Below are 23355 nucleotides of genomic sequence, written 5' to 3'. Positions count from 1 at the left end.
TCCCTCTGCCACGCCGTCCGGTCATTCCGATGGCGTACAAAGTGCATCCGCCCGGTTGCCCCACCCTTTCGTACCACCCATAGACTGAACGTCCAGCAGGTGGCTACACGCTCGAAAGGCGCCCCCGTGTCCATCGGCAAATCCCCCGACGGCAGTGCCCCCGACGGCAACTCCCCGGAAGACGACCGGAATCCCCCCGACGACGACCGGAACTCCCTGGAAGAAGATCAGAACTTCCTTGAGGACGACCGGAACTCACTTGAAGACAGTCCCTTTTCGATCGAGGACGATCGGCCCTCGATCGGCCAGATCCTTCAGCAGGCACGTGTCGATGCCCGGCTGAGTGTCGACGACATCAGCAACTCCACCCGTGTGCGCGTGCCCATCGTGCACGGGATCGAGCAGGACGACTTCTCCCGCTGCGGCGGCGATGTCTACGCCCGCGGCCATATCCGCATGATCGCCCGCGCGGTGGGGGTCGATCCCGAACCGCTCGTCGAGCGGTTCGACGCCGACCACGGCGGGCGCCCGGCACCCACTCCCGCCGCCCCGCTCTTCGAAGCGGAACGGATCCGGCCCGAGCGTCGCAGTCCCAACTGGACCGCGGCGATGGTCGCGGCGATCGTCACGGTGGTCGGCTTCGTCGGCTTCACGGTGTTCGGCGGGGAGGAGGACACCGGTGGCAAGGGCAAGCAGGCCGCCGAGGGTCCCAAGCCCCAGAAGAGCGGTGTCAAGCCCACGCCGAGCAAGCCCGCGCCCAAGCCCGAACCGTCGGACAGCGCCATCGCGGCGGCCCCGCTCGACAAGGTCACGGTGCGGCTGTCGGCCATAGAGGACAAGAGCTGGATCTCGGCCAAGGCACATGACGGCAAGCTGCTGTTCGACGGACTCCTCAACAAGGGCGACTCCAAGACCTTCCAGGACGACGAGCAGATCGATCTGATTCTCGGCAACGCGGGTGCGATCGAACTGTTCGTGAACGGCAAGAAGGTCGAGGACGAGTTCGAGGCGGGACAGGTCGAGCGGCTCTCGTACACGCAGGGCGACCCCGAGGCCGGCTGACCAACCCTGCGGGACAGGGGCAGGGCCAGGACAAAGTAGTCTTGAGCCCATGCCCGAACGCCGTACCGTCGCCCTTGTCACACTCGGCTGCGCCCGTAACGAGGTGGACTCGGAGGAGCTCGCAGGCCGCTTGGCAGCGGATGGCTGGGAGCTCGTCCAGGACGCCTCGGACGCGGATGTCGCCGTCGTCAACACCTGCGGGTTCGTCGAGGCCGCGAAGAAGGACTCCGTCGACGCCCTGCTGGAAGCCAACGATCTCAAGGACCACGGCAGGACCCAGGCCGTCGTCGCCGTCGGCTGCATGGCCGAGCGGTACGGCAAGGAGCTCGCGGAGGCCCTGCCGGAGGCCGACGGAGTCCTCGGTTTCGACGACTACGCCGATATCTCCGACCGGCTCCAGACCATTCTGAGCGGCGGGGTCCACGCCTCGCACACCCCGCGTGACCGGCGCAGACTGCTGCCGCTCAGCCCGGTCGAGCGGCAGGGCGCAGGGGTCGCGCTGCCCGGTCACGCGCAGACGGCGGCCGAGGTCGCCCCGGCCCCCGAGGACCTGCCGGAAGGGCTCGCCCCGGCCTCCGGGCCCCGGGCGCCGCTGCGGCGGCGTCTGGACCGCAGCCCCGTCGCCTCCGTGAAGCTCGCTTCCGGCTGCGACCGGCGCTGCACCTTCTGCGCCATCCCGTCCTTCCGCGGGTCCTTCGTCTCCCGCCGCCCCTCCGATGTGCTCGGGGAGACGCGCTGGCTGGCCGAGCAGGGCGTCAAGGAGGTCATGCTCGTCTCCGAGAACAACACCTCGTACGGCAAGGACCTGGGGGACATCCGGCTGCTGGAGACCCTGCTGCCGGAGCTGGCCGCGGTCGACGGGATCGAGCGCGTACGGGTCAGCTATCTCCAGCCCGCCGAGATGCGGCCGGGGCTGATCGATGTGCTCACCTCGACGCCCAAGGTCGCGCCCTACTTCGATCTCTCCTTCCAGCACTCGGCGCCCGGTGTGCTGCGCGCGATGCGGCGCTTCGGGGACACCGACCGTTTCCTGGACCTGCTGGAGACCATCCGGGGCAAGGCGCCGCAAGCAGGAGTGCGCTCCAACTTCATCGTCGGTTTCCCCGGCGAGACCGAGGCGGACTTCGCCGAACTGGAGCGTTTTCTCACGGGTGCGCGGCTCGACGCGATCGGCGTCTTCGGGTACTCGGACGAGGACGGCACCGAGGCGGCGACGTACGAGAACAAGCTGGACGGCGAGGTCATCGCCGAGCGGCTGGCGCACCTGTCGCGGCTGGCCGAGGAACTGACCGCGCAGCGTGCCGAGGAGCGGCTCGGTGAGAGCCTTCAGGTGCTGGTGGAGTCGGTCGGGACCGAGCCGGACGCCGCGGCGGGCGGCTACGGGGAGGCGGCGGTCGGCCGCGCGGCGCACCAGGCGCCCGAGACCGACGGCCAGGTGATCTTCACTTCGGGCGAGGGCCTGCGTCCCGGCCTTATGGTCGAGGCGAAGGTGGTCGGCACCGAGGGCGTGGACCTGGTGGCCGAATGCTACGAGCTGCCGCTGCTCCCCGGGGACGATGCGAGGATCCCGGGCGAGGAGGCGGCCAGATGACGGGTGTCCCGGCGTCCGCGGCCGGGGGAACCGGCGCGAAGCCGGCGCCCGGCGGGAAGCGGGTGGCGGTGGTGGTCGACAAGGCCAGTCTGTGGAACATCGCCAATATCCTCACCATGGTGAGGCTCGTGCTGGTGCCCGCGTTCGTGCTGCTCCTGCTCCAGGAAGGCGGGTACGACCCGGTCTGGCGCGCCTGGGCCTGGGCCGCCTTCGCCGTCGCCATGATCACGGACATCTTCGACGGTCATCTCGCCCGTACGTACAACCTGGTCACCGACTTCGGGAAGATCGCCGACCCGATCGCGGACAAGGCGATCATGGGGGCGGCGCTGGTCTGTCTCTCCGCGCTCGGTGATCTGCCGTGGTGGGTGACCGGGGTCATCCTCTTCCGTGAACTCGGGATCACGTCGCTGCGGTTCTGGGTGATCAGACACGGGGTCATCCCGGCCAGCCGCGGCGGCAAGATGAAGACCCTGGCCCAGGGGGTGGCGGCGGGGATGTACGTCCTGGCGCTGACCGGGCCGCTGGCGACGTTCCGCTTCTGGGTGATGGCGGTGGCCGTGGTGCTGACGGTGGTCACCGGGCTGGACTATGTGCGGCAGGCGGTCGTGCTGCGGCGCCGGGGCCTCGCGGCGGAGAGCGCCGCGGCGCTCGGTGTGCCCGGCGAGGGGAAGTCCGCGCGGTGACCGGGGGGCCGGCCGGGGCCGCCACCGGGTCCGCCGCCGGTGCCCGGAGCGGCGCCGGTGCCGGGAGCGCGGCACGTGGCCAAAGCGCGGCCGGTGCCCGGAGCGCGGCCGGCCTCCGGAGCGCGGCCGGTGCCGGGTCGGGGTCGGCGGGGGAGTGCGCGGCACAGGTGCTGGCGGCCCTGGAAGGCCTCGGTGGGACCCTCGCGGTCGCGGAGTCCCTCACAGGCGGTCTGGTGGCCGCGGAGCTGACCTCGGTCCCCGGCGCCTCCCGGACCTTCCGCGGGTCCGTCACGGCCTATGCCACGGCTCTCAAACGGGATGTACTGGGCGTCGACGCGCTTCTTCTCGAAGAACGCGGTGCGGTCGACCCCGAGGTGGCGCGGCAGATGGCGGCCGGAGTGCGGCGTGTGCTGGGCGCCGGCTGGGGTGCGGCGACCACGGGCGTCGCGGGCCCGGAGCCGCAGGACGGACAGCCGGTCGGAACGGTCTATGTGGCCGTGGTGGGGCCGGAAGACGTGGGGAAAGTGACCGCTTTGCGGTTGAACGGCGACCGTGCGGACATCCGTAAAGAGAGTGTACGCAGCGTGCTCGCGCTGCTCCTCAGCGAACTCTCCAGGAACGGGCGGGCACAGGATACGGAACAGAACGGGGGGAATTGATGTTTGCAGCCCTGAGTGAACACGACATCGCTCCCCGCACGGCCGCGGCGCGAGGCGGTACGGTGGGGCGTGAAGGATGCGGCTACGCGGTCCGAGGAGGGAGCCACCGATGATTCTGCTCCGTCGCCTGCTTGGTGACGTGCTGCGTCGGCAGCGCCAACGCCAGGGCCGTACTCTGCGCGAAGTCTCCTCGTCCGCCCGAGTCTCGCTCGGCTATCTCTCCGAGGTGGAGCGGGGGCAGAAGGAGGCATCCTCCGAGTTGCTCTCCGCGATCTGCGACGCGCTTGACGTACGGATGTCAGAGCTCATGCGGGAAGTGAGCGACGAACTGTCGCTGGCCGAGCTGGCGGCGTCGGCGGCGGCCAACGAGCCGGTGCCCGCGCCGGTACGCCCCATGCTCAATTCTGTCTCGGTGACGTCGGTGGCGGGAGTACCGACGGAGCGGGTGACGATCAAGGCGCCCACCGAGGCGGTGGACGTCGTCGCCGCCTGACGGTGAGGGTCGCGTAGCGTCGCACAGAGTTCCTTACGTCGTGTTTCGTTACTCAGAGTTGGTCATATGACGTCGTCCGGACGACGTCGGCCCGGCCGCACAGCGCTTGACGGAAGCCCCGATCGGTCCCAAGGACCGGCCGGGGCTTTTGTTCTGCACTGAATGACCGTTTTGATTCATATGTGCCATGGTGGAAAGTGACTTCGCGGGCACAAGGGTGAGTGGAACCGTGAACGGAACTGGAGGGCATGCATGTCTGTCGTGAAGAGTTCCCTGTCCGAGGCGGACCTGAAGCTGGTCGGCGAGGCGCTGCAAGGCGCGCTCGTGGATCTGGTGGACACGGCGCTGGTGGCCAAGCAGGTGCACTGGAACGTCGTCGGGCCGCGCTTCCGCTCCCTGCATCTGCAACTCGACGAGGTCGTGGCCACGGCCCGGCAGCACTCCGACACGGTCGCCGAGAGGGCCTCCGCGCTCGGCGTCACACCGGACGGAAGGGCCGCGACGGTCGCGACGACGAGTTCGTTCGTCGCCGCGCCCAGCGGCTGGATCAAGGACGCGGACGCCGTCGGGATCCTGGTCGACGGCTTGGTCGCGGTGATCGGGCGGATGCGTGAGCGCGTCGAGGCGACGGCCGAGGCCGACCCGGTGACGCAGGACGTACTGATCCAGGTGACCGCGGATCTCGAGAAGCACGCGTGGATGTTCCAGGCGGAGAACGTCTGACGGGTCCCGGGGCCGCCGGCCGCCGGCGGCCCGCGGAGCCGGTCCCGTAGGCCGGTCGCGGAGGAAGCTCCGCGCGCCGGGGTGTGCATCCTGTGCGCCCTCCCGGCGGTTGATCGATCAGGTCTAGCGTCGGCCGGAGGAGGCAGCCATGGCAAGGCGATGGGTCCTTCTGCCGGCGCTCGCCCTGGGTGGGCTGTGGTGGTGGGCCGTACTGCGGCTCGCGCTGGTCCCGGAGCACAGCGGTCTGGTGGAGGGGGCGGTGACGGCGGGCGGTTGGGGCCTGAGCCTGCTGCCCGTCCATGTCGCGGCCGCGCGGCGCCGGTCCGGCACGCGGCGCGGATCCGGCGCGGATCGGGGCTCCGGTCGTGGCGGGGCCATCACGGCGGGTGGGGACGGCAGTTGACGGAGCGAGGGCGACGGGGTCCGTGACAGCGGCCCGTGAGCGGTCCGTGGGGCTGGGGCCGTCGGGCAGGCAGTCGGTGCCGCCCACTGACGACCCGTCAGCTCGTCGGCCCCGACTGGCACACCGGACACCAGTAGACGGGCCGGTCGTCCTGGTCGCCCTTACGGATGAGAGCGCCGCAGCGGGTACAGGGCAGCCCCTTCCTGCCGTACACCGACAGCCGCCGACTGCCGCCCGGACGGTTGCGGTTGGCTTCGAGCAGCCTCTTCGCGGCCGTCACCAGGCGCTCGGGCGACGGGAGTTCCCCGACGGGGAGCCAGGGGGTCGCGCGGACCAGGAAACACGTCTCGGACTTGAAGATATTGCCGACCCCCGCGAGATTGCGCTGGTCGAGCAGGGCCTCTCCGACCGGGCGGGCGGGATCGGCGAGCAGATTGCGCAGCGCCGCGACGGGGTCCCAGTCGGGCCCGAGCAGATCCGGGCCGAGATGGCCGACCGCGCGCTCCTCCTCACGGGTGCGCAGCAGTTCCAGAACGGGGAGCCGGTAGCCGATCGCGGTCCGTTCCGCTGTGCCGAGGACGGCCCGGATCTGGTGCGCGGGACCGCCGCGCCAGCGCTCACCGGGGGCGTAGACCTTCCAGGCGCCTTCCATGCCCAGATGGGAGTGGAGGGTGAGACCGCCCTCGATACGGGCGAGAAGATGCTTTCCGCGCGGGATGACCTCCAGGACGGTCCGCCCGGTGAGATCGGCGGTCGCGAACCGGGGCACCCTGAGATCGGACCGGACGAGGGGCCGGCCGGCGAGCGCGGTGTGCAGACGTCGGGCGGTCTGCCAGACGGTGTCTCCTTCGGGCATGTCTTCCATGATGCGCGGTGGTGGGGGAGCGCCGCGCGCCCCCAGGCGTTCAGGCGCGCAGACGCAGGCCCCTGGGGGTCGCGTGGAACCCCGCCGCCTCCAGGACACGGCCCAGGGGGGAGGTCAGCGCCGGGGCCCCGTTGGTCCGCTCCACGGTGACGGTGCCGAGGGCGTCCGCGCGGGCCGCGCCCGCCAGCGCCTCGGCGGCGGCCCCGAGCGCGGGGTCCTCCGGATCCGTGGGCCAGGCCAGCAGTGTCTTTCCGCCGCGCTCCATGTACAGCGTCAGCTCTCCGTCGACGAGGACGACGAGGGACCCGGCCTTCCGGCCCGGTTTGTGACCGGCGCCGTCCGGGGGCTCGGGCCAGGGCAGCGCCGCCCCGTAGGCGTTGGCGGGGTCGGCGGCGGCCAGGACCACGGCACGCGGCGAGGGGTGTGCCTCGGCGCGGTCACGGGCCGTCGCCGCCGCCCGTAGCCGGTCGACCGCGCCGTCCATCGCGAACTGGGCCGCGCCCAGGCCCTCGACGACATAGCCGCGGCGGGCCTGTCCGCTGTCCTCGAAGGCGGACAGCACGCGGTAGACGGCGGAGAAGCCGCCTTCCACCCCCTCGGCCGCGACGGCCCCCCTGGTCACCACGCCATGGCGGTCGAGCAGGGTCCGGGCGAGGGCATGGGCGCGATGGGTGGGATCCGGCTCCTGGGCCGGGAGCAGTGACCAGCGTCCGCTCACCGTCGGCGGACCCGTACGCGACGCGGGTCTGGCCGCGGCCGTCAGGCTGCCGTACCGCCCGCGTGGCACGGGGCGCCGGGCGCGGTGGGCCGTGGAGCCGGCGGTCCGTCCCGAGCCGAGCAGTGACCGCAGCGGCGCGAGCGTGTCGTTGGTGAGCCGGCCCGACCAGGCCAGATCCCAGAGGGCGTCGGCGAGTTGGGGATCGGTCGCCTCCGGGTGGGTGGTGGCACGTATCTGGTCGGCGATCTGCCGGAAGAACAGGCCGTACCCGCCCGACAGCGTGGTCAGTACCGATTCGTGCAGGGCGGTCAGCTCCAGCGGATGCGGAGGAGGCAGCAGCAGCGGCGCGGCGTCGGCGAGATAGAGCGAGACCCAGCCGTCCTTGCCCGGCAGGGCGCCCGCACCGGCCCACAGGACCTCACCGGTGGTGGTCAGTTCGTCCAGAAGCCCAGGGGTGTAGCCGGAGATCCGGGACGGGAGGACCAGCTTCTCCAGCGCCGACGCCGGGACGGGCGCGCCCTGCAACTGCTCGACGGCACGCGCCAGTCCGTCGATGCCGCGCACGCTGTTGGCGTGCAGATGCTGCCACTGCGGCAGGAACGTGGCGAGCGCGGCGGGCGCCACCGGCTCCAGCTCCTGGCGCAGCGCGGCCAGGGAGCGGCGGCGCAGCCGGCGCAGCACCGTGGCGTCGCACCACTCCTGGCCGATGCCGGAGGGATGGAACTCGCCCTGGACGACGCGGGAACTCGCGGCGAGGCGGTGGAGCGCGCCGTCGGTGACCGCCGTGCCGAGACCGAAGCGCTCGGCGGCCGTGTTCGAGGTGAACGGGCCGTGCGTACGGGCATGGCGGGCGAGGAGATCGCCCAGAGGGTCCTTGACCGGCTCGGTGAACGCCTCGGGGACACCGACCGGCAGGGCCGTGCCCAGGGAGTCCCGCAGCCGTCCCGCGTCCTCGACGGCCGCCCAGTGACCGGCTCCGCCGATCCTGACCTTGATGGCCCGGCGGGTCGCGGCGAGCTCCACGGCCCAGGCGGGGTCCGCCCCGCGCGCGGCCAGCTCCGCGTCGGTGAGCGGTCCGAGAACACGCAGGGCGTCGGCGACACCCTCGATGTCCTTGATGCGCCGGTCCTCCGTGAGCCACTGGAGCTCCCGCTCCAGCTCCGTGAGCACATCCGGGTCGAGCAGCTCGCGCAGCTCGGCCTGGCCCAGCAGTTCGGCGAGCAGACGGGAGTCCAGGGAGAGCGCGGCGGCCCGCCGCTCCGCGAGGGGCGAGTCCCCCTCGTACAGGAACTGGGCGACATAGCCGAAGAGCAGGGAGCGGGCGAAGGGGGAGGGCTCGGGGGTGGTGACCTCGATCAGCCGGACCCGGCGGGACTCGATGTCGCCCATCAGCTCCGTGAGACCCGGGACGTCGAAGACATCCTGGAGGCATTCGCGCACCGCCTCCAGCACGATCGGGAACGAGCCGAACTCGCTCGCCACCTGAAGGAGCTGCGCGGCCCGCTGGCGCTGCTGCCACAGGGGGGTGCGCTTGCCGGGGCTGCGGCGCGGAAGCAGCAGCGCCCGTGCCGCGCACTCCCGGAAGCGGGAGGCGAAGAGCGCGGAGCCGCCCACCTGGTCGGTGACGATCCCGCGGATCTCGCCCGCGTCGAAGGCGACGTCCGAGGCCCCCAGCGGCGCCTGTTCGCTGTCGAAGGCCGTGCCGAGGCGGTCCGGCTCGCCGTCCAGCAGGTCCATGCCCAGCAGATCGGCGTCGGGCAGGCGCAGCACGATGCCGTCGTCGGCGTGCATGACCTGCGCGTCCATGCCGTACCGCTCGGAGAGCCGGGCGCTCAGGGCCAGCGCCCACGGGGCGTGCACCTGAGCCCCGAACGGGGAGTGGATCACCACCCGCCAGTCGCCCAGTTCGTCACGGAAGCGCTCGACCAGGATCGTGCGGTCGTCGGGGACATGGCCGCAGGCCCGGCGCTGCTCGTCCAGATACGACAGCACATTGCCGGCCGCCCAGGCGTCCAGCCCCGCCGCCACCAGGCGCAACCGGGCGTCCTCCTCGGAGAGCGAGCCGACCTCGCGCAGGAACGCGCCCACCGCGCGGCCCAGCTCCAGCGGGCGCCCGAGCTGGTCGCCCTTCCAGAAGGGCAGCCGGCCCGGGGTGCCGGGGGCGGGTGTGACCAGGACCCGGTCACGGGTGATGTCCTCGATCCGCCAGGAGGTCGTGCCGAGGGTGAAGACATCGCCCACCCGGGACTCGTACACCATCTCCTCGTCCAGCTCACCGACCCGGCCGCCGCCCTTCTTGGGGTCGGCCCCGGCGAGGAAGACACCGAACAGCCCCCGGTCCGGGATGGTGCCCCCCGAGGTGACGGCCAGGCGCTGGGCACCGGGGCGGCCCGTGACCGTACCGGCGACGCGGTCCCACACCACACGCGGACGCAGCTCCGCGAAGGCGTCGGAGGGATAGCGCCCGGCGAGCATGTCGAGGACGGCGGTGAAGGCCGACTCGGGCAGGGAGGCGAACGGCGCGGCGCGGCGGACGAGCGCGAGCAGATCGTCGGCCTGCCGGATGTCCAGGGAGACCATGGCGACCAACTGCTGGGCCAGCACATCCAGCGGATTGGCCGGGACGCGCAGCGCTTCGATGGCCCCGCTGCGCATCCGCTCCGTCACCACGGCCGCCTGCACCAGATCGCCGCGGTACTTGGGGAAGACGACGCCCGTGGAGACCGCGCCCACCTGGTGGCCCGCCCGGCCGACCCGCTGGAGACCCGAGGCGACCGAGGGCGGCGACTCGACCTGGACGACCAGATCCACCGCGCCCATGTCGATGCCCAGCTCCAGGCTGGACGTGGCCACCACGGCGGGCAGCCGGCCCGCCTTGAGGTCCTCCTCCACCTGCGCGCGCTGTTCCTTGGACACCGAGCCGTGGTGCGCGCGGGCGAGCAGGGCGGGCGCGCCCCTGGCCGCGCCCGACTGGGCCATGATCTCGGCGGGGGCGTGCGCCTCGGGCAGCGATCCGGCGACATCGCCCCCGTCCGGCACCGTCCCCGTGGCCCGTTCGTACGCGATCTCGTTGAGCCGGTTGCACAGGCGCTCGGCCAGCCGGCGGGAGTTGGCGAAGACGATCGTGGAGCGGTGTGCCTGGACGAGATCGGCGATCCGCTCCTCCACATGCGGCCAGATCGACGGTCGGTCCGCGCCGTCCGTCTCCGAGGCGGGGGAGCCGCCCAGCTCACCGAGATCCTCGACCGGGACGACGACGGAGAGGTCGAACTCCTTGCCGGAGGGGGGCTGGACGATCTCCACCCTCCGCTGCGGCGACAGATAGCGGGCGACCTCCTCCACCGGGCGCACCGTCGCCGACAGCCCGATCCTGCGCGCCGGGCGCGGCAGCAACTCGTCGAGCCGCTCCAGGGACAGAGCGAGATGGGCGCCCCGCTTCGTCCCGGCGACGGCATGCACCTCGTCCAGGATCACCGTCTCGATCCCGGCGAGCGCGTCCCGCGCCGAGGACGTGAGCATCAGGAAGAGCGATTCGGGGGTGGTGATCAGGATGTCCGGCGGCTTCGTGGCCATCGAGCGGCGCTCGGCGGCCGGGGTGTCACCCGAGCGGATACCGACCCGTACCTCCGGCTCCGGCAGCCCGCGCCGCACGGACTCCTGCCGGATCCCCGTGAGCGGACTGCGCAGATTGCGCTCCACATCGACGGCGAGAGCCTTCAGCGGTGAGACGTACAGCACCCGGCAGCGCTTGCGCGCCTCGACGGGCGGGGGGACGGAAGCCAGCCGGTCCAGGGCGGCGAGAAAGGCGGCCAGCGTCTTGCCGGAACCGGTCGGGGCCACGACCAGCACGTCCGAACCCCGCTCGATGGCATGCCAGGCCCCCTCCTGCGCCGCGGTGGGTGCGGAGAAGGCCCCCGTGAACCAGCCGCGGGTCGCGGGGGAGAAGGAGTCGAGCGCGGTCCGTGCCATGTCCCCCATCGTGCACCCACCCACTGACAGTCGCCCCTGACCTGCGGCGACGTACCGCACGCAGGGGTGTACGGAACGTGAGCGCAGGGAGCGGGGCCTCGGGGCGGGACGTGCGGAACCGCCGGACGGCACGTGCGGACCCCGGGGGCGGGGACCGCAGAATGGGAGCATGGCGACCCGGGAACAGGCACGGCACTGGCACTACCCCGCCCTGCCCGGCGTCGACCTCCTGCGCGCGAGCTACGTCCGCAAGACCTTTGTGCGCCACACCCATGAGACCTTCGTCATCGCCGCCATCACGGACGGCGTCGAGGTCTTCCACCACGGTGGCGCCAACCGGTACGCGGGTCCCGGCGCGCTGGCGCTGATCAACCCGGAGGCCCCGCACACCGGTCATGCCCAGGGCCCGGAGGGCTGGCGGTACGGGGCCGTCTATCCGGCGGCCGACGTCGTCGCCTCGATCGCCGCGGAGACGACCGCGATCCGGGGCACCCCCGGTTTCACGGCCCCCGTGGTGGACGACCCGTACGCCGCCCACCTCGTCCACCAGGTCCTGCGCGCGGCCGACGAGGGGAACGCGCTGGCCGCCGACACCCTGCTGCGGATCGCGGTCACCAGGCTGCTGCGGCTGAACGGCGGTGTCCTGCCGCAGCGCGCGATACGCGGGGCCGGGGCGAGGACCGCGGCACGCGCGCGTGCCGTGCTGGAGGACCGGATGGCCGATCCGCCGACCCTGGAGCGGCTCGCCGCCGATCTCGGCACCAGCCCGTTCGCGCTGCTGCGGGCCTTCAAGGACACCTACGGGCTGCCCCCGCACGCCTGGCTGACGGACGCACGGGTACGGCGTGCCCGGCGGCTGCTGGACGCCGGTACGGCACCGGCGGAGGCGGCCGTCACCGTCGGCTTCACCGACCAGCCGCATCTCCACCGCCACTTCACCCGGATCGTCGGTGTGCCGCCCGGCGCGTACCGCAGGGAGCGCCGGCGCGTGGCCGGGCCGGGGGAGGCCACGAGGACTCCGGAGTCCTGACCTGACGGTCTCCGGCCGCCGCCGGGCATGTGACGCGCCCCCGGCGGCGGCCGCTCCGGTGTGTACGGCATGCCGGCCGGCCCGTGCGGAGGGCCGGCCACCGGGCAGGACCGGGCAGGACCGGGCAGGAAGGGCCAGGGCCGCGCCGCCCGGAGCGCAAGAACGTACAAGACCGGACGGGGCCGGCCGTCGTAGCGTCCGTGGCGTGCCAGAACAGACAGCGTCCGCCTCCGCGGACATACCGGCAGACGACCCGGCGGCGACCACCGCCCGGCAGACCCTCGCCCCCGAGCCCGCTCCCGGGCCTGTTCCCAAGCCCGTCCCCGGGCCCGTCCCTGAGCCCAAGCCCGACTCGGCCGTCGTGCGCGACGCCCTCGGCGTCGGGGTCGCCGTCGGACTCTCCGGCTTCGCCTTCGGGGTCACCTCGGCGGGCGCCGGGCTCTCCGTCCTCCAGACCTGTGCGCTGAGCCTGCTGGTCTTCACCGGCGCCTCCCAGTTCGCCCTGGTCGGTGCGCTCGCGGCGGGCGGCAATCCGTTCACCGCCGCCGCGGGCGCGTTCTTCCTGGGTGTGCGCAACGCCTTCTACGGACTCAGGCTCTCCCAGTTGCTGCGGCTGCCGGGACCCGTACGTCCGCTGGCCGCCCAGTGGGTGATCGACGAGACCACCGCCGTCGCGCTCGCCCAGCCGACGCGGCGCGGCGCCAGGATCGGCTTCACGGTGACGGGGCTGTCGCTCTATCTGCTGTGGAACCTCACCACCCTCGCCGGGGCCCTGGGCGCGGAAGCCCTGGGCGACACCGCCGCGTGGGGGCTCGACGCGGCGGGGCCCGCCGTCTTCCTCGCGCTGCTCGCGCCGATGCTCCGCACCGCCACCGAGCGGATGGTCGCGGGCCTCGCGGTCGTCCTGGGGCTGGGCTTCCTGCCGGTACTGCCCGCCGGGGTCCCGGTGCTCGTCGCGGGCCTGGCCGCCCCCGCCGTCCTCTGGTTCGAAGGACGGCGGCTCGCCGGAACCCGTCGGAAGGGGGCGGACCGTTGAACATCTGGATCGCGATCGGGGTGACCGCCGTCGGCTGCTATCTCGTCAAGCTGCTCGGGTTGCTGGTCCCCGTCGGTGTCCTGGAGCGCCCCCTCGTCCAGCGGCTGGCGGCGCTGCTGCCCGTCGGTCTGCTCGCCGCGCTCACCGCGCAGCAGACCTTCAGTGCCGGCGGCGCGCTCGTCCTGGACGCGCGGGGCGCGGGACTCGCGGCGGCGGCGCTCGCGCTCGTCCTGCGCGCCCCGTTCCTGGTGGTCGTCGCTGTCGCGGTGGGCGTCACGGCGGGGGTACGGGCGCTCAGCGGCTGACGGCCGACGGGACGGCCGAAGGACCGGCGACCGACAGCCGACAGACCGACAGCCGACAGACCGATAGACCAACAGCCGGCGGTCGGGCGGTCGGGCGGTCGGGCGGCGGAAGCCGGCGGTGCGGACGAGCCGGACGTGCCGCACCTCGTCACCGTGCGGCAGCCGGGAGACCAGCGCCTCCGCACGCTCAGGGGCGCGATACTGGTGCCATGCGGTTGACGATTTTCTGGGAGCGGATGGCGGACCACTTCGGCGCGGCCTACGCCGATTCGTTCGCCCGTGACCATGTGATGGCCGAGCTGGGCGGCCGTACCGTGCACGAGGCGCTCGACGCGGGCTGGGAGGCGAAGGACGTCTGGCGGGCGGTCTGCGCCGCCATGGGCGTACCGCCCGAGAAGCGGTGACGCGTACGCCGCGGACCGGTGAGGGCCGCGACGGGGCAGGGGATGCCCCGGCGGTGGGTGACACTGGCTCAGTGGCACCGACTGACGCGACTGAACCGACCGACGAGACCGACGACACCGCACCCGGCGCGGCGCATGTGCGAGCCCCGCACGTTCCGCAGCCCGCGCCGATTCCCGCGCCGAGCGCACCCGTGGACATGACCGTGGACGCGCCCCCGGACGTACCGGCGGGCGCGCCGCCCGCTCCTGCCGCCGGGACCGCCACCGGGACGGGGGCCGGAGCGGGGAGCGGCGCCGGGCCGGGTGCCAGGACCGGCGGCCAGGTCCCCATGCCGCGCTGGCTGCCCCGCGCCATGATTCTCGCGCTGGCGCTCATCGCCTGCTTCCAGCTCGGGAGCTGGGCGTTCCATCAGCTCATCGGGCTGCTGATCAATGTGCTGATCGCGTTCTTCCTGGCCCTGGCGGTCGAGCCCGCGGTGAGCCGGATGGCGGCTCGCGGTATGCGGCGCGGGCTCGCCACCTTCCTGGTCTTCTTCGCGGTGCTGATCGTGTGCGTCGGTTTCGTGGTGATGCTCAGTTCGATACTGGCGAGTCAGATCATCGACATGATCGAATCCTTCCCCCAGTACCTCGACTCGGTGATGAACTGGATCAACGCGACCTTCCGTACGGAACTGTCCCGGGTCGCCGTCCAGGACAGTCTGCTGCACTCCGACTGGCTCCAGAGATATGTGCAGAACAGCGCGACCGGTGTCCTCGACGTCTCCACCACCGTGCTGGGCGGGCTGTTCCGGCTGCTCACGATCTTCCTGTTCTCGTTCTACTTCGCGGCCGACGGGCCCCGCCTGCGGCGCGCGCTCTGCTCCGTACTTCCGCCGGCCAAGCAGGCCGAGGTGCTGCGCGCCTGGGAGATCGCGGTCGACAAGACCGGTGGCTATCTCTACTCCCGCGGGCTGATGGCACTGATCTCCGGGGTCGCGCACTACATCCTGCTGGAGATCCTGGGCGTGCCCTACGCGCCGGCGCTGGCGATCTGGGTGGGGCTGGTCTCCCAGTTCATCCCGACCATCGGCACGTATCTGGCGGGCGCGCTGCCGATGCTGATCGCCTTCACCATCGCCCCCTGGTACGCGCTCTGGGTGCTCGGGTTCGTGGTGATCTACCAGCAGTTCGAGAACTACATGCTCCAGCCGAAGCTCACGGCCAAGACCGTCGACATCCACCCCGCCGTCGCCTTCGGCTCGGTGGTGGCGGGTACGGCGCTGCTGGGCGCGGTCGGCGCCCTGATCGCGATCCCGGCGGTCGCCACGCTCCAGGCGTTCCTCGGCGCGTATGTGAAGCGGTACGACGTGATGGACGACGCGCGGGTGCGGGGCCGCACGCCGCGCCGCGGACGGTCGGTCCTGGGACAGGTGCGGCGTGCGCTGCGTGCCCGCGACGGCTCGGCGCCCCTTCCCGAGGAGCCCGAGGGCCCCGACGCCACTGAGGGCCCCGAGGCCGCTGAGGACACCGACCGACCCCGACGGGCCGACCGGCTGTCCTAGGGGCGTCGCGCAGGTCCCAGGACCGCACGTGCCTGGGCGCACGGAACCGGGGGCGGTCACCTTCGGAACCGGGGGCGGTCAGCCCCGGAGCCGGTGCGTCTCCCGTTCCGCGAAGGCGCGGAAGCTGCCCGGTGGGCGGCCGGTGAGGCGCTCGACGGTGTCCGTGGTGCGGTCCTCGGCGCCTTCGGCGATGGCGCGGTCCATGCCGGCGAGCATCGCGGCGAACTCGGCGGGCATGCCGCCGGCCAGACGGTCCCGCATCTGCCCGTACGTCAGCCGGCGGTGGGTGATGGTCCGGCCGGTGACCTGGGTGAGGATGGCGGCGATGTCGCCGTAGCTCAGCGCCTGCGGCCCGGTGATGATCAGGTCGGTGTCCGGCGACCGCGGGGCGGTCAGCGCGTGCACGGCCACGGCGGCGATGTCCTCGGCGTCGACGAATCCGACGCGGCCCCCGCCGGCTGCCGTCCGGACGGTTCCGTCCGCTCTGAGGGTCCGGGCGTGCGCGTGGTCGCCGGTGAAGTTCTGCATGAACCACGACGGCCGCAGAACCGCCCACTCGGGGAACAGGCCGGGCAGGGCCTGGTGAACCTGTCCCACGGCGGGACCGCCTGCGGGGATCGCCGACGAGCTGAGCAGCACCGCCCGACGGACTCCCGCCGTACGGGCCTGCCGGAGGAAGGGCAGCATGACGGCCGCCGGGTCCGCGGCGCCGAGCGGAGGGATGAGATAGACCCGGTCCGCGCCGTCGAGGGCGTTCGCGAAGGACGCGGGCTCGTCCCAGTCGAACCGCACGGGACGGGCCCCGTCCACGGGGGTGGCGCCCCGGCTGGCGGCCTTGACGCGCCGGCCTTGGGCGGTCAGCCGGGCGGCGACACGGCTGCCGGTGGTGCCGGTGGCCCCGATGACCAGGGTGAACGCCTCAGGCGCGGGCATCAGTTGTTCCCCGCGAAGTGGGCGGCAGGGTTCTGGACGGCGAGCGGGTTCCAGCAGTGGCTCCAGGTTGTGGCGGTACAGGTCCACCGGTTCGATGTCCGTGCTCATGGTTCGCTCCGTCCCATACGATACGGACCCTGAGTCCGCTTCGCAGGCTGGACGATACGGACCGTGGGTCCGCTTTGCAACTGGAGGAACCGAGCCGAAATGCCCGAACGCAAGCCACGCGCCGACGCCACTCGCAATCGGGAGGCCGTTCTCGCGGCCGCCGACGCGCTCTTCGCCCGCTGCGAGCGCCCTGAGGCCGTCACCATGGCCGACATCGCGTCAGCGGCCGGCGTCGGCAAGGCGACGCTCTTCCGCGGCTTCGGTGACCGCACCGGCCTGATCCGCGCGCTGTACGAGACGCGGCTCGCGCCGATCAGGCTCGCCGCCGAGGAGGGCCCGCCGCCCCTGGGGCCCGCCGCCCCGCCGCTGGAGCGCGTACCCGCCCTCCTCGACGCCGTCCTGTGTTTCAAGATCGACAATCGTCATCTGGCCCTGGCGCTGGAGGGAACCGGCAGCGACAGCCCCTACGAGGCGGCGCACTACGAGCGGTGGCACGGCACGCTGCGGACCATGCTGGAGCGGATCCCCGGACTCGCCGACGGTGATTTCACCGCGCATGCCCTGCTCGCCGCCACCCGCGCCGACCTCGTCGAGCACCTCGTCGGCCGGCGGGGGATGACGCGTGAGCAGATGCGGGCTCACCTGGGGGCCTTCACCGCCGGGGTCCTGGGCTCCCGTGTGTCACCGGACTGAACGCCCACGTTCTCCGGCCGACGGTGTCCACGGCAGCCGACGGTGTCCATGGCGTGGTCCCGGCGGGCGGCCGAGAACGCCCACGGGGCGGCGTACGCCGACGCGGTGCCGGAGTACGCCGCCCTCGGGGCGCGCGAGTTGCGGGAGGCGGCTCGCGCGATCGTCCCGGCTACTTCGGATCGCGGTCGAAAACCGCCTTCGACCAGAGGTAACCCAGTACCGCCAGGGCCACGCACCAGGCGACCGCGAGCCACCCGTTGTGCCCGATCTCGCTGCCGAGCAGCAGGCCGCGCAGGGTCTCGATGGCCGGAGTGAACGGCTGGTACTCGGCGATCGGCTGGAACCAGCCCGGCATCGCGTCGACCGGGACGAAGGCGCTCGAGATGAGCGGCAGGACGATCAGCGGCAGCGCGTTGTTGCTGGCCGCCTCGACGTTCGGGCTGACCATGCCCATCCCGACCGCGATCCAGGTGAGCGCGAGGGCGACCAGCGCCATCAGCCCGAGCGCCGCCAGCCACTCCAGGGCCGTGGCGTCCGTGGACCGGAAGCCGATGGCCACGGCGACGGCGCCCACGAGGACCACGCTCATGACCGACTGCAGCACGCTGCCGATGACATGCCCGATGAGCACGGACCCGCGGTGGATCGCCATCGTGCGGAAGCGGGCGATGATGCCCTCGGTCATGTCGTTGGAGACGGACACCGCGGTTCCGACCACGGTGCCTCCGATGGTCATCATCAGGATGCCCGGCACGACGTAGGCGATGTACGCGGAGCGGTCGGCGCCGCCGCCCATGCCCGCGCTCATCACCTCACCGAAGACGTAGACGAAGAGCAGCAGCAGGACGATCGGCGTGAGCAGCAGGTTCAGGGTGAGGGACGGGTAGCGCCGCGCGTGCAGGAGGTTGCGGCGCAGCATCGTGGACGAGTCGCGCACGGCGAGGGAGAGGGAGCTCATCGGGCAGCCTCCTCGGGCTGGGTGGACTGGCTGGGATGGGTGGGCTGGTGGGGCTGGTGGGGCTGGGCGGAGCCGGTCAGGGCGAAGAACACGTCGTCGAGGTCGGGGGTGTGCACGGTCAGCTCGTCGGCCTCGATGCCGGCCGAGTCCAGCCGGTCGAGGATGGAGCGCAGCTCGCGCTGGCCGCCGTCGCTGGGGATCTGTAGCGACAGCGCCTCGTCGTCCCGGGTGGCCTCGCGCAGTGCGAGGGCGGCGGACCGGTACGCGGACGGGTCGGAGAAGCGGAGCCGGACATGGCCGCCGGGGATCAGCCGCTTCAGCTCCTCGGCGGTGCCCTGGGCGGCGATCCTGCCGTCGTTGAGCACGGCGATACGGTCGGCGAGTTCGTCGGCCTCCTCCAGGTACTGCGTGGTGAGGAAGACGGTGACACCGTCGGAGACCAGCTCGCGAATGATCTGCCACATGTTGTGGCGGGAGCGGGGGTCGAGGCCGGTGGTCGGCTCGTCGAGGAAGATGATCCGGGGGCTGCCGACCAGGGTCATGGCGATGTCGAGGCGGCGCCTCATGCCGCCGGAGTAGGTGGAGGCGGGCTTCTTCGCGGCGTCGGTGAGGTCGAAGCGCTCAAGGAGTCCGGCGGCGGCCCGTCGCCCCTCGCTCTTGGACAGATGGTGCAGATCGGCCATGAGGAGCATGTTCTCCTCGCCGGTGATCAGGTTGTCGACGGCGGAGAACTGCCCGGTGACGCCGATCGCGGCCCGCACCCCGTCCGGTGACATGGCGACGTCGTGCCCCGCGACCTGGGCCTGCCCGCCGTCGGCGGCGACGAGGGTGGAGAGGATCTTGACGGCGGTGGTCTTGCCGGCCCCGTTGGGCCCGAGCAGCGCGAACACGGACCCGGCCGGGATGAGCAGATCGATGCCGTCGAGCACGGTCTGGTCGCCGTACGACTTGCGCAGACCGACGGCGGAGATGGCGGCGGGCGGCTGCGGACGGCCCGGCCTTGGCGCGGGCATGACAGAAGAAGGCATGGAGCCCTCCCGTTCGAAGGCTGGAGTGACGGGGAAGTGGGTGAGTCGGCGGGGTGGTGTTCAGACCCGGGCGCGGCGCACGTCGATGGTGCCGAACCGGGTCCGGGCGCGGACCTCGACGGTGTCCTCGGCCCCCTCCGGGGTCTCGGACGCGGTGAGCGTGTTGCGTACCTGCCCGTGGGCGGAGCTGACGTCGAGCCAGGCGGCGGTGCCCTCGCGGACGCCGACCTCGATGGCGCCGTAGGAGGTCTGCAACTGGACGGTGCCGCGAGCCACATCGGCGACGCGCAGCATGCCATGGGCGGTGGTGGCGACGACGGAGCCCTCGGCGCGCGCGATGTCGATGTCGCCGTTGGCGCCGCTCACCCGCAGGTCGCCGGTCGCGGCGCCGACGTTCGTGATGCCGTGCGAGTTCTTCAGGACGGCGGGACCGTCGACGGTGCCGACGCGCAGGCTGCCGGAGCTGGTGGTGATCTCGGCCATGCCCTCGATCCGGTCGACGGTGATCGAGCCGTGGGAGGCGGTGAGCTGGAGCGGCCCGGTCGTGTCGAGGCGGACGTCACCGGACGAGGTCTTCACCCGGACCTCGCCGAGCCGTCCCTCGCCGAGCACCTGGACCCAGGCGCCGGTCATGTCGACGCGCGAGCCGGTGGGCAGTTCGACCGTCACATCGACGGTGCCGGTGCGCCCGACGAGGTAGCGCTGCTTGGGCGTCCTGACGGTCAGGACGCCGCTCGCGTACGTGACCTCGGTCTGGTCGGCCGCCCGTACGTCCGGGTCCCGCTTCGGGTCGCGGGGCCGCACCTCGACGACGGTGTCGAGGCGCTCGCCCGCGGTGAACCGGATGGAACCGGCCTCCACGTGCGCCGTGGCCGAGATCGGTTCGGGAGTGTCGAAAGAAGGCATGGCTGTCCCGTCCTCTTGGGTCTTCGGGGCGTCCCCGCTGGTGGGACGTGGTGTGGGTGAAGTGGTGTGGGTGGGATGGTGCGGGCGGAATGGTGCGGGCGGGTGGGACTAGCGCACCCAGCCCGTGTAGCTCTGTCCGATGGTCCGGGTCTTCTCCGTCGTACGCGGCCGCGTGCCGCCGTCGACCGCGGCCGACACGGCGCGCACCAACCACGCGTTGACCGACAGGCCCTCGCGGCTCGCGGCCTCCTCGGCGCGCGCCTTGAGGTGGGCCGGCAGACGCAGATTGACACGGGCGGTGCCGCCCTCGTCGCCATCGGCGGGCGACTGGGCCTTGTGCGGTGCGACGGGCGCGGCGGCCGCTTCCATGGGGCCGCCGTCGGCGGGCGGTGGTGTCACCACGAAGTCGGGGTCGAGCCCGCGCAGCCGTACGTCGACCGAGCCGGGGGCGAGTTCGCGGGTGATCTCGTCCATCGCGGCGGAGAGCACGTTGAGCAGGGTCAGCCGCGTCGCCGACTCCAGGGGAGCGGTGAGCCTCTCGGCCAGCTCGCGGGCTTCGTCGCCGCCGGCCTCGGCGGCCACCGCGAGTTCGCGGCGGAGGGTGTCGACATACGGGGTGAGGTCCATAGCGCCATGATGGCACCATGATGGCGCTATGTGCAAGCCCGAGTGGCACCTCGCGGGGAGTCGCCTCGAGGGCATCCGACCTGACCTGCGGAAACGTGGAGTAGGTGACCTTGGGGAGGGTGGTGTCATGCGTGCTCGCGCGCTTCTGAGGGCATGGGGCGGCGCCGGGGTGGTGCCGGATGGCGCCTGGTGGTGTCACCTGGTGCCATTGTGTGGCCCCTCTGTGCCACCCGAACTTCGCCGGCGCGTGTTCACGGTTCAGGGGTGCGGGACGCCAGGCGGTCGGGAGGGGGCGGGGCGCTCGGCGCGCGGGGTGGCGCGCTTGACACTAAAATCGAACATCCATTCTTATGGGGGTCCGGCGCGGTGTTCCGTGGCCGGCCGGTGGGGCTGTCCGGCGCGGTTCGCCCGCGCGGACACCGAGGGAGTTTCGGCGGAGTTGTCCACAGGCCGGGAGGACGTCGGGACGCGTTGTCAGTGGCAGGGGATAGCGTCTTCGACGTGAAGCGATCGACACAAGCAAATCGGGTGGAACCCATGGCAGGAACCGACCGCGAGAAGGCGCTCGACGCCGCTCTCGCACAGATTGAACGCCAATTCGGCAAGGGCGCGGTGATGCGCCTCGGCGAGCGGCCGAACGAGCCGATCGAGGTCATCCCCACCGGGTCGACCGCGCTGGACGTCGCCCTGGGCGTCGGCGGTCTGCCGCGCGGACGCGTGGTGGAGGTGTACGGCCCGGAGTCCTCCGGCAAGACGACCCTGACGCTGCACGCCGTGGCCAACGCACAGCGCGCGGGCGGCGCGGTGGCCTTCGTGGACGCCGAGCACGCCCTCGACCCCGAGTACGCGAAGAAGCTCGGCGTCGACATCGACAACCTCATCCTGTCCCAGCCGGACAACGGCGAGCAGGCGCTCGAAATCGTGGACATGCTGGTCCGCTCCGGGGCGCTCGACCTCATCGTCATCGACTCCGTCGCGGCCCTGGTGCCGCGCGCGGAGATCGAGGGGGAGATGGGCGACTCGCACGTCGGCCTCCAGGCCCGGCTGATGAGCCAGGCACTCCGGAAGATCACCAGCGCGCTCAACCAGTCGAAGACCACGGCGATCTTCATCAACCAGCTCCGCGAGAAGATCGGTGTGATGTTCGGCTCGCCGGAGACCACGACCGGTGGCCGGGCGCTCAAGTTCTACGCCTCGGTGCGTCTCGACATCCGCCGTATCGAGACGCTGAAGGACGGTACCGACGCCGTCGGCAACCGCACCCGCGTCAAGGTCGTCAAGAACAAGGTCGCGCCGCCCTTCAAACAGGCCGAGTTCGACATCCTCTACGGCCAGGGCATCAGCCGTGAGGGCGGTCTGATCGACATGGGCGTCGAGCACGGCTTCGTACGGAAGGCCGGCGCCTGGTACACGTACGAGGGCGATCAGCTCGGTCAGGGCAAGGAGAACGCCCGTAACTTCCTCAAGGACAATCCCGATCTCGCCAATGAGATCGAGAAGAAGATCCTGGAGAAGCTCGGGGTCGGTGTCAGGCCGGAGACGAAGGCCGAGCCCGGCGCGGACGCGGCCGCCGCCGCGGCCCCGGCCTCGGCCGAGGACCCGGTGAAGTCGGCGCCCGCCACTGCCTCCAAGGCCAAGTCGGCCAAGGCGGCAGCGGCGAAGAGCTAGTCCGTCCCATGCCTGGTGGGAAGAGGCGGCGAACGGAAGGACCGGGCGACAGCTTCGACTCGTCGAGGGCCGAGCAGGAGCTGTCGCCCCAGGATCCGGTGGAGCGGGCGCGGGCGATCTGTCTGCGCCTGCTCACCGGGACCCCGCGCACCCGTAAGCAACTGGCGGACGCGCTGGACAAGCGGGGCATCCCCGAGGACGCCGCCGAGGAGGTGCTCTCCCGCTTCGAGGACGTGGGGCTGATCGACGACGCGGCGTTCGCGGACGCCTGGGTGGAGTCACGGCACCACGGCAGGGGGCTCGCCAGACGGGCCCTCGCACGCGAGCTGCGTACGAAGGGAGTGGACTCCGCCCTGATCGAGGAGGCGGTCGGGCAACTGGACACGGATCAGGAGGAGGCGACCGCCCGCGAGCTGGTCGCCCGTAGGCTCCGGGCCACTCGCGGTCTGGAACGGGACCGGCGGCTGCGCAGGCTCGCGGGCATGCTGGCCCGCAAGGGGTACGCGGAGGGCATGGCGTTGCGGGTGGTCAGGCAGGCGCTGGAGGAGGAGGGCGAGGACACCGAGGGGCTGGATGAGAGCCTCTGCTAGGGCGTCCTTGTCCAGGGCGTCTTCGTCCGGATCCCACGGGCTCGCGGGACTGCCCTGCCGGGCGACCGGGGCACGGTCGTGCGCGGGAGCTCAACACCGGGGCCACCAGCTACCACTTGCACGAGCCCGCACGCCACGGCCTCGCCGAGCAGACCGGGCGGCCGGCGCTTTCCGCCGCGCGGCCGTCAGACCCCCGAGACGCGGCTCGTCGGGGACGAGTTGCACCGTCACGCGTACGCCGCCGACCTGGATCTCTTCGAGCGGGCGCGGCGCGGGAGTGACCTGCTCGGCGCGTGGGCGGACGGTTTCCCAGCTCACGCGGCACGATCCGGGCCGTGCCCGAACTGATCTCTTCC

Annotated in this window: 21 protein-coding genes and 1 pseudogene; 15 read left to right on the top strand and 7 right to left on the bottom strand. The window is 72.1% G+C overall.

Features of this window, described 5'->3' with window-relative positions:
• Positions 1 to 216 precede the first annotated feature (216 nt).
• The 7 genes from ACFYYH_RS29335 (at position 217) to ACFYYH_RS29305 (ending at position 5617) form a co-directional block, all read left to right on the top strand.
• Positions 217 to 1062 carry a helix-turn-helix domain-containing protein gene (locus tag ACFYYH_RS29335; RefSeq protein ID WP_388557194.1) on the top strand — a complete coding sequence of 282 codons (846 nt, stop codon included), beginning with the start codon at positions 217 to 219 and terminating at the stop codon, positions 1060 to 1062.
• Positions 1063 to 1111: 49 nt separating this feature from the next.
• Positions 1112 to 2653, top strand: coding sequence for a 30S ribosomal protein S12 methylthiotransferase RimO (gene rimO, locus ACFYYH_RS29330; RefSeq protein ID WP_388557161.1), 1542 nt, complete (start codon positions 1112 to 1114; stop codon positions 2651 to 2653).
• Positions 2650 to 3339, top strand: coding sequence for a CDP-diacylglycerol--glycerol-3-phosphate 3-phosphatidyltransferase (gene pgsA, locus ACFYYH_RS29325; RefSeq protein ID WP_388557159.1), 690 nt, complete (start codon positions 2650 to 2652; stop codon positions 3337 to 3339). Before rimO ends, pgsA begins: the two co-directional genes overlap by 4 nt.
• Before the next feature lie 167 nt (positions 3340 to 3506).
• Positions 3507 to 3998: a CinA family protein gene (locus ACFYYH_RS29320; protein WP_388557157.1), complete on the top strand. Its 492-nt coding sequence runs from the start codon at positions 3507 to 3509 to the stop codon at positions 3996 to 3998.
• Positions 3999 to 4107: 109 nt separating this feature from the next.
• Positions 4108 to 4491 carry a helix-turn-helix transcriptional regulator gene (locus ACFYYH_RS29315; RefSeq protein ID WP_363081294.1) on the top strand — a complete coding sequence of 128 codons (384 nt, stop codon included), beginning with the start codon at positions 4108 to 4110 and terminating at the stop codon, positions 4489 to 4491.
• A gap of 252 nt (positions 4492 to 4743) precedes the next feature.
• Positions 4744 to 5214 carry a Dps family protein gene (locus tag ACFYYH_RS29310; RefSeq protein WP_388557154.1) on the top strand — a complete coding sequence of 157 codons (471 nt, stop codon included), beginning with the start codon at positions 4744 to 4746 and terminating at the stop codon, positions 5212 to 5214.
• A gap of 148 nt (positions 5215 to 5362) precedes the next feature.
• A complete protein-coding gene (locus tag ACFYYH_RS29305) occupies positions 5363 to 5617 on the top strand; it encodes a hypothetical protein (protein ID WP_388557149.1) in 255 nt (84 codons plus the stop codon).
• Between the two features lie 97 nt (positions 5618 to 5714).
• On the opposite strand, the gene ACFYYH_RS29300 is transcribed toward ACFYYH_RS29305, so the two are convergent.
• Positions 5715 to 6473, bottom strand: coding sequence for an Fpg/Nei family DNA glycosylase (locus ACFYYH_RS29300; protein ID WP_388557146.1), 759 nt, complete (start codon positions 6471 to 6473; stop codon positions 5715 to 5717).
• Between the two features lie 49 nt (positions 6474 to 6522).
• Entirely contained in the window at positions 6523 to 11169 is a 4647-nt protein-coding gene (locus ACFYYH_RS29295) for an ATP-dependent helicase (RefSeq protein ID WP_388557144.1), read from the bottom strand.
• A gap of 169 nt (positions 11170 to 11338) precedes the next feature.
• Here ACFYYH_RS29295 and ACFYYH_RS29290 point away from each other — a divergent pair, with 169 nt between their 5' ends.
• The 5 genes from ACFYYH_RS29290 to ACFYYH_RS29270 all read left to right on the top strand — a co-directional run bounded on the left by ACFYYH_RS29290 (position 11339) and on the right by ACFYYH_RS29270 (position 15488).
• The gene (locus ACFYYH_RS29290) at positions 11339 to 12199 is read left to right on the top strand and encodes an AraC family transcriptional regulator (protein WP_388557142.1); all 861 of its coding nucleotides are present in this window, start codon (positions 11339 to 11341) and stop codon (positions 12197 to 12199) included.
• A gap of 205 nt (positions 12200 to 12404) precedes the next feature.
• Positions 12405 to 13235: an AzlC family ABC transporter permease gene (locus tag ACFYYH_RS29285; RefSeq protein WP_388557140.1), complete on the top strand. Its 831-nt coding sequence runs from the start codon at positions 12405 to 12407 to the stop codon at positions 13233 to 13235.
• The gene (locus ACFYYH_RS29280) at positions 13232 to 13540 is read left to right on the top strand and encodes an AzlD domain-containing protein (RefSeq protein WP_388557137.1); all 309 of its coding nucleotides are present in this window, start codon (positions 13232 to 13234) and stop codon (positions 13538 to 13540) included. The genes ACFYYH_RS29285 and ACFYYH_RS29280 overlap by 4 nt, the downstream gene beginning before the upstream one ends.
• Positions 13541 to 13749: 209 nt before the next feature.
• Entirely contained in the window at positions 13750 to 13944 is a 195-nt protein-coding gene (locus tag ACFYYH_RS29275) for a DUF3046 domain-containing protein (RefSeq protein ID WP_384790274.1), read from the top strand.
• A 329-nt stretch (positions 13945 to 14273) separates the two neighbouring features.
• A complete protein-coding gene (locus ACFYYH_RS29270; RefSeq protein WP_388557191.1) occupies positions 14274 to 15488 on the top strand; it encodes an AI-2E family transporter in 1215 nt (404 codons plus the stop codon).
• Positions 15489 to 15566: 78 nt separating this feature from the next.
• On the opposite strand, the gene ACFYYH_RS29265 is transcribed toward ACFYYH_RS29270, so the two are convergent.
• The gene (locus ACFYYH_RS29265) at positions 15567 to 16421 is read right to left on the bottom strand and encodes an NAD(P)H-binding protein (RefSeq protein WP_388557189.1); all 855 of its coding nucleotides are present in this window, start codon (positions 16419 to 16421) and stop codon (positions 15567 to 15569) included.
• A 207-nt stretch (positions 16422 to 16628) separates the two neighbouring features.
• Between ACFYYH_RS29265 and ACFYYH_RS29260 the strand changes: the two genes are divergently transcribed.
• Positions 16629 to 17222 (top strand): TetR/AcrR family transcriptional regulator, encoded by a 594-nt coding sequence (locus ACFYYH_RS29260; protein WP_388557135.1) that lies wholly within the window; start codon positions 16629 to 16631, stop codon positions 17220 to 17222.
• Positions 17223 to 17391: 169 nt separating this feature from the next.
• Here the strand turns inward: ACFYYH_RS29260 and ACFYYH_RS29255 are convergent, their stop codons facing one another.
• The 4 genes from ACFYYH_RS29255 to ACFYYH_RS29240 form a co-directional block, all read right to left on the bottom strand.
• Positions 17392 to 18180: an ABC transporter permease gene (locus ACFYYH_RS29255; protein WP_388557133.1), complete on the bottom strand. Its 789-nt coding sequence runs from the start codon at positions 18178 to 18180 to the stop codon at positions 17392 to 17394.
• The gene (locus ACFYYH_RS29250; RefSeq protein WP_388557131.1) at positions 18177 to 19208 is read right to left on the bottom strand and encodes an ATP-binding cassette domain-containing protein; all 1032 of its coding nucleotides are present in this window, start codon (positions 19206 to 19208) and stop codon (positions 18177 to 18179) included. The genes ACFYYH_RS29255 and ACFYYH_RS29250 overlap by 4 nt, the downstream gene beginning before the upstream one ends.
• A 60-nt stretch (positions 19209 to 19268) precedes the next feature.
• Entirely contained in the window at positions 19269 to 20114 is an 846-nt protein-coding gene (locus ACFYYH_RS29245) for a DUF4097 domain-containing protein (RefSeq protein WP_388557129.1), read from the bottom strand.
• A gap of 108 nt (positions 20115 to 20222) precedes the next feature.
• The gene (locus ACFYYH_RS29240) at positions 20223 to 20741 is read right to left on the bottom strand and encodes a toxin-antitoxin system HicB family antitoxin (protein WP_388557127.1); all 519 of its coding nucleotides are present in this window, start codon (positions 20739 to 20741) and stop codon (positions 20223 to 20225) included.
• A 537-nt stretch (positions 20742 to 21278) separates the two neighbouring features.
• Between ACFYYH_RS29240 and recA the strand changes: the two genes are divergently transcribed.
• Both recA and recX read left to right on the top strand, forming a co-directional pair.
• On the top strand, positions 21279 to 22409 hold the full coding sequence (recA, locus tag ACFYYH_RS29235) for a recombinase RecA (RefSeq protein WP_388557125.1): 1131 nt from the start codon (positions 21279 to 21281) through the stop codon (positions 22407 to 22409).
• Positions 22316 to 22999, top strand: a pseudogene (gene recX, locus ACFYYH_RS29230) (recombination regulator RecX); the annotation flags it as partial. The gene recA and the pseudogene recX, both read left to right, overlap by 94 nt.
• Between the last annotated feature and the right edge of the window lie 356 nt (positions 23000 to 23355).

It is taken from the genome of Streptomyces sp. NPDC002018, from assembly GCF_042890865.1.
Classification (GTDB): domain Bacteria; phylum Actinomycetota; class Actinomycetes; order Streptomycetales; family Streptomycetaceae; genus Streptomyces.
Note: the sequence above shows the minus strand (reverse complement) of the source record. Positions and strands in the feature narration are given on the sequence as shown.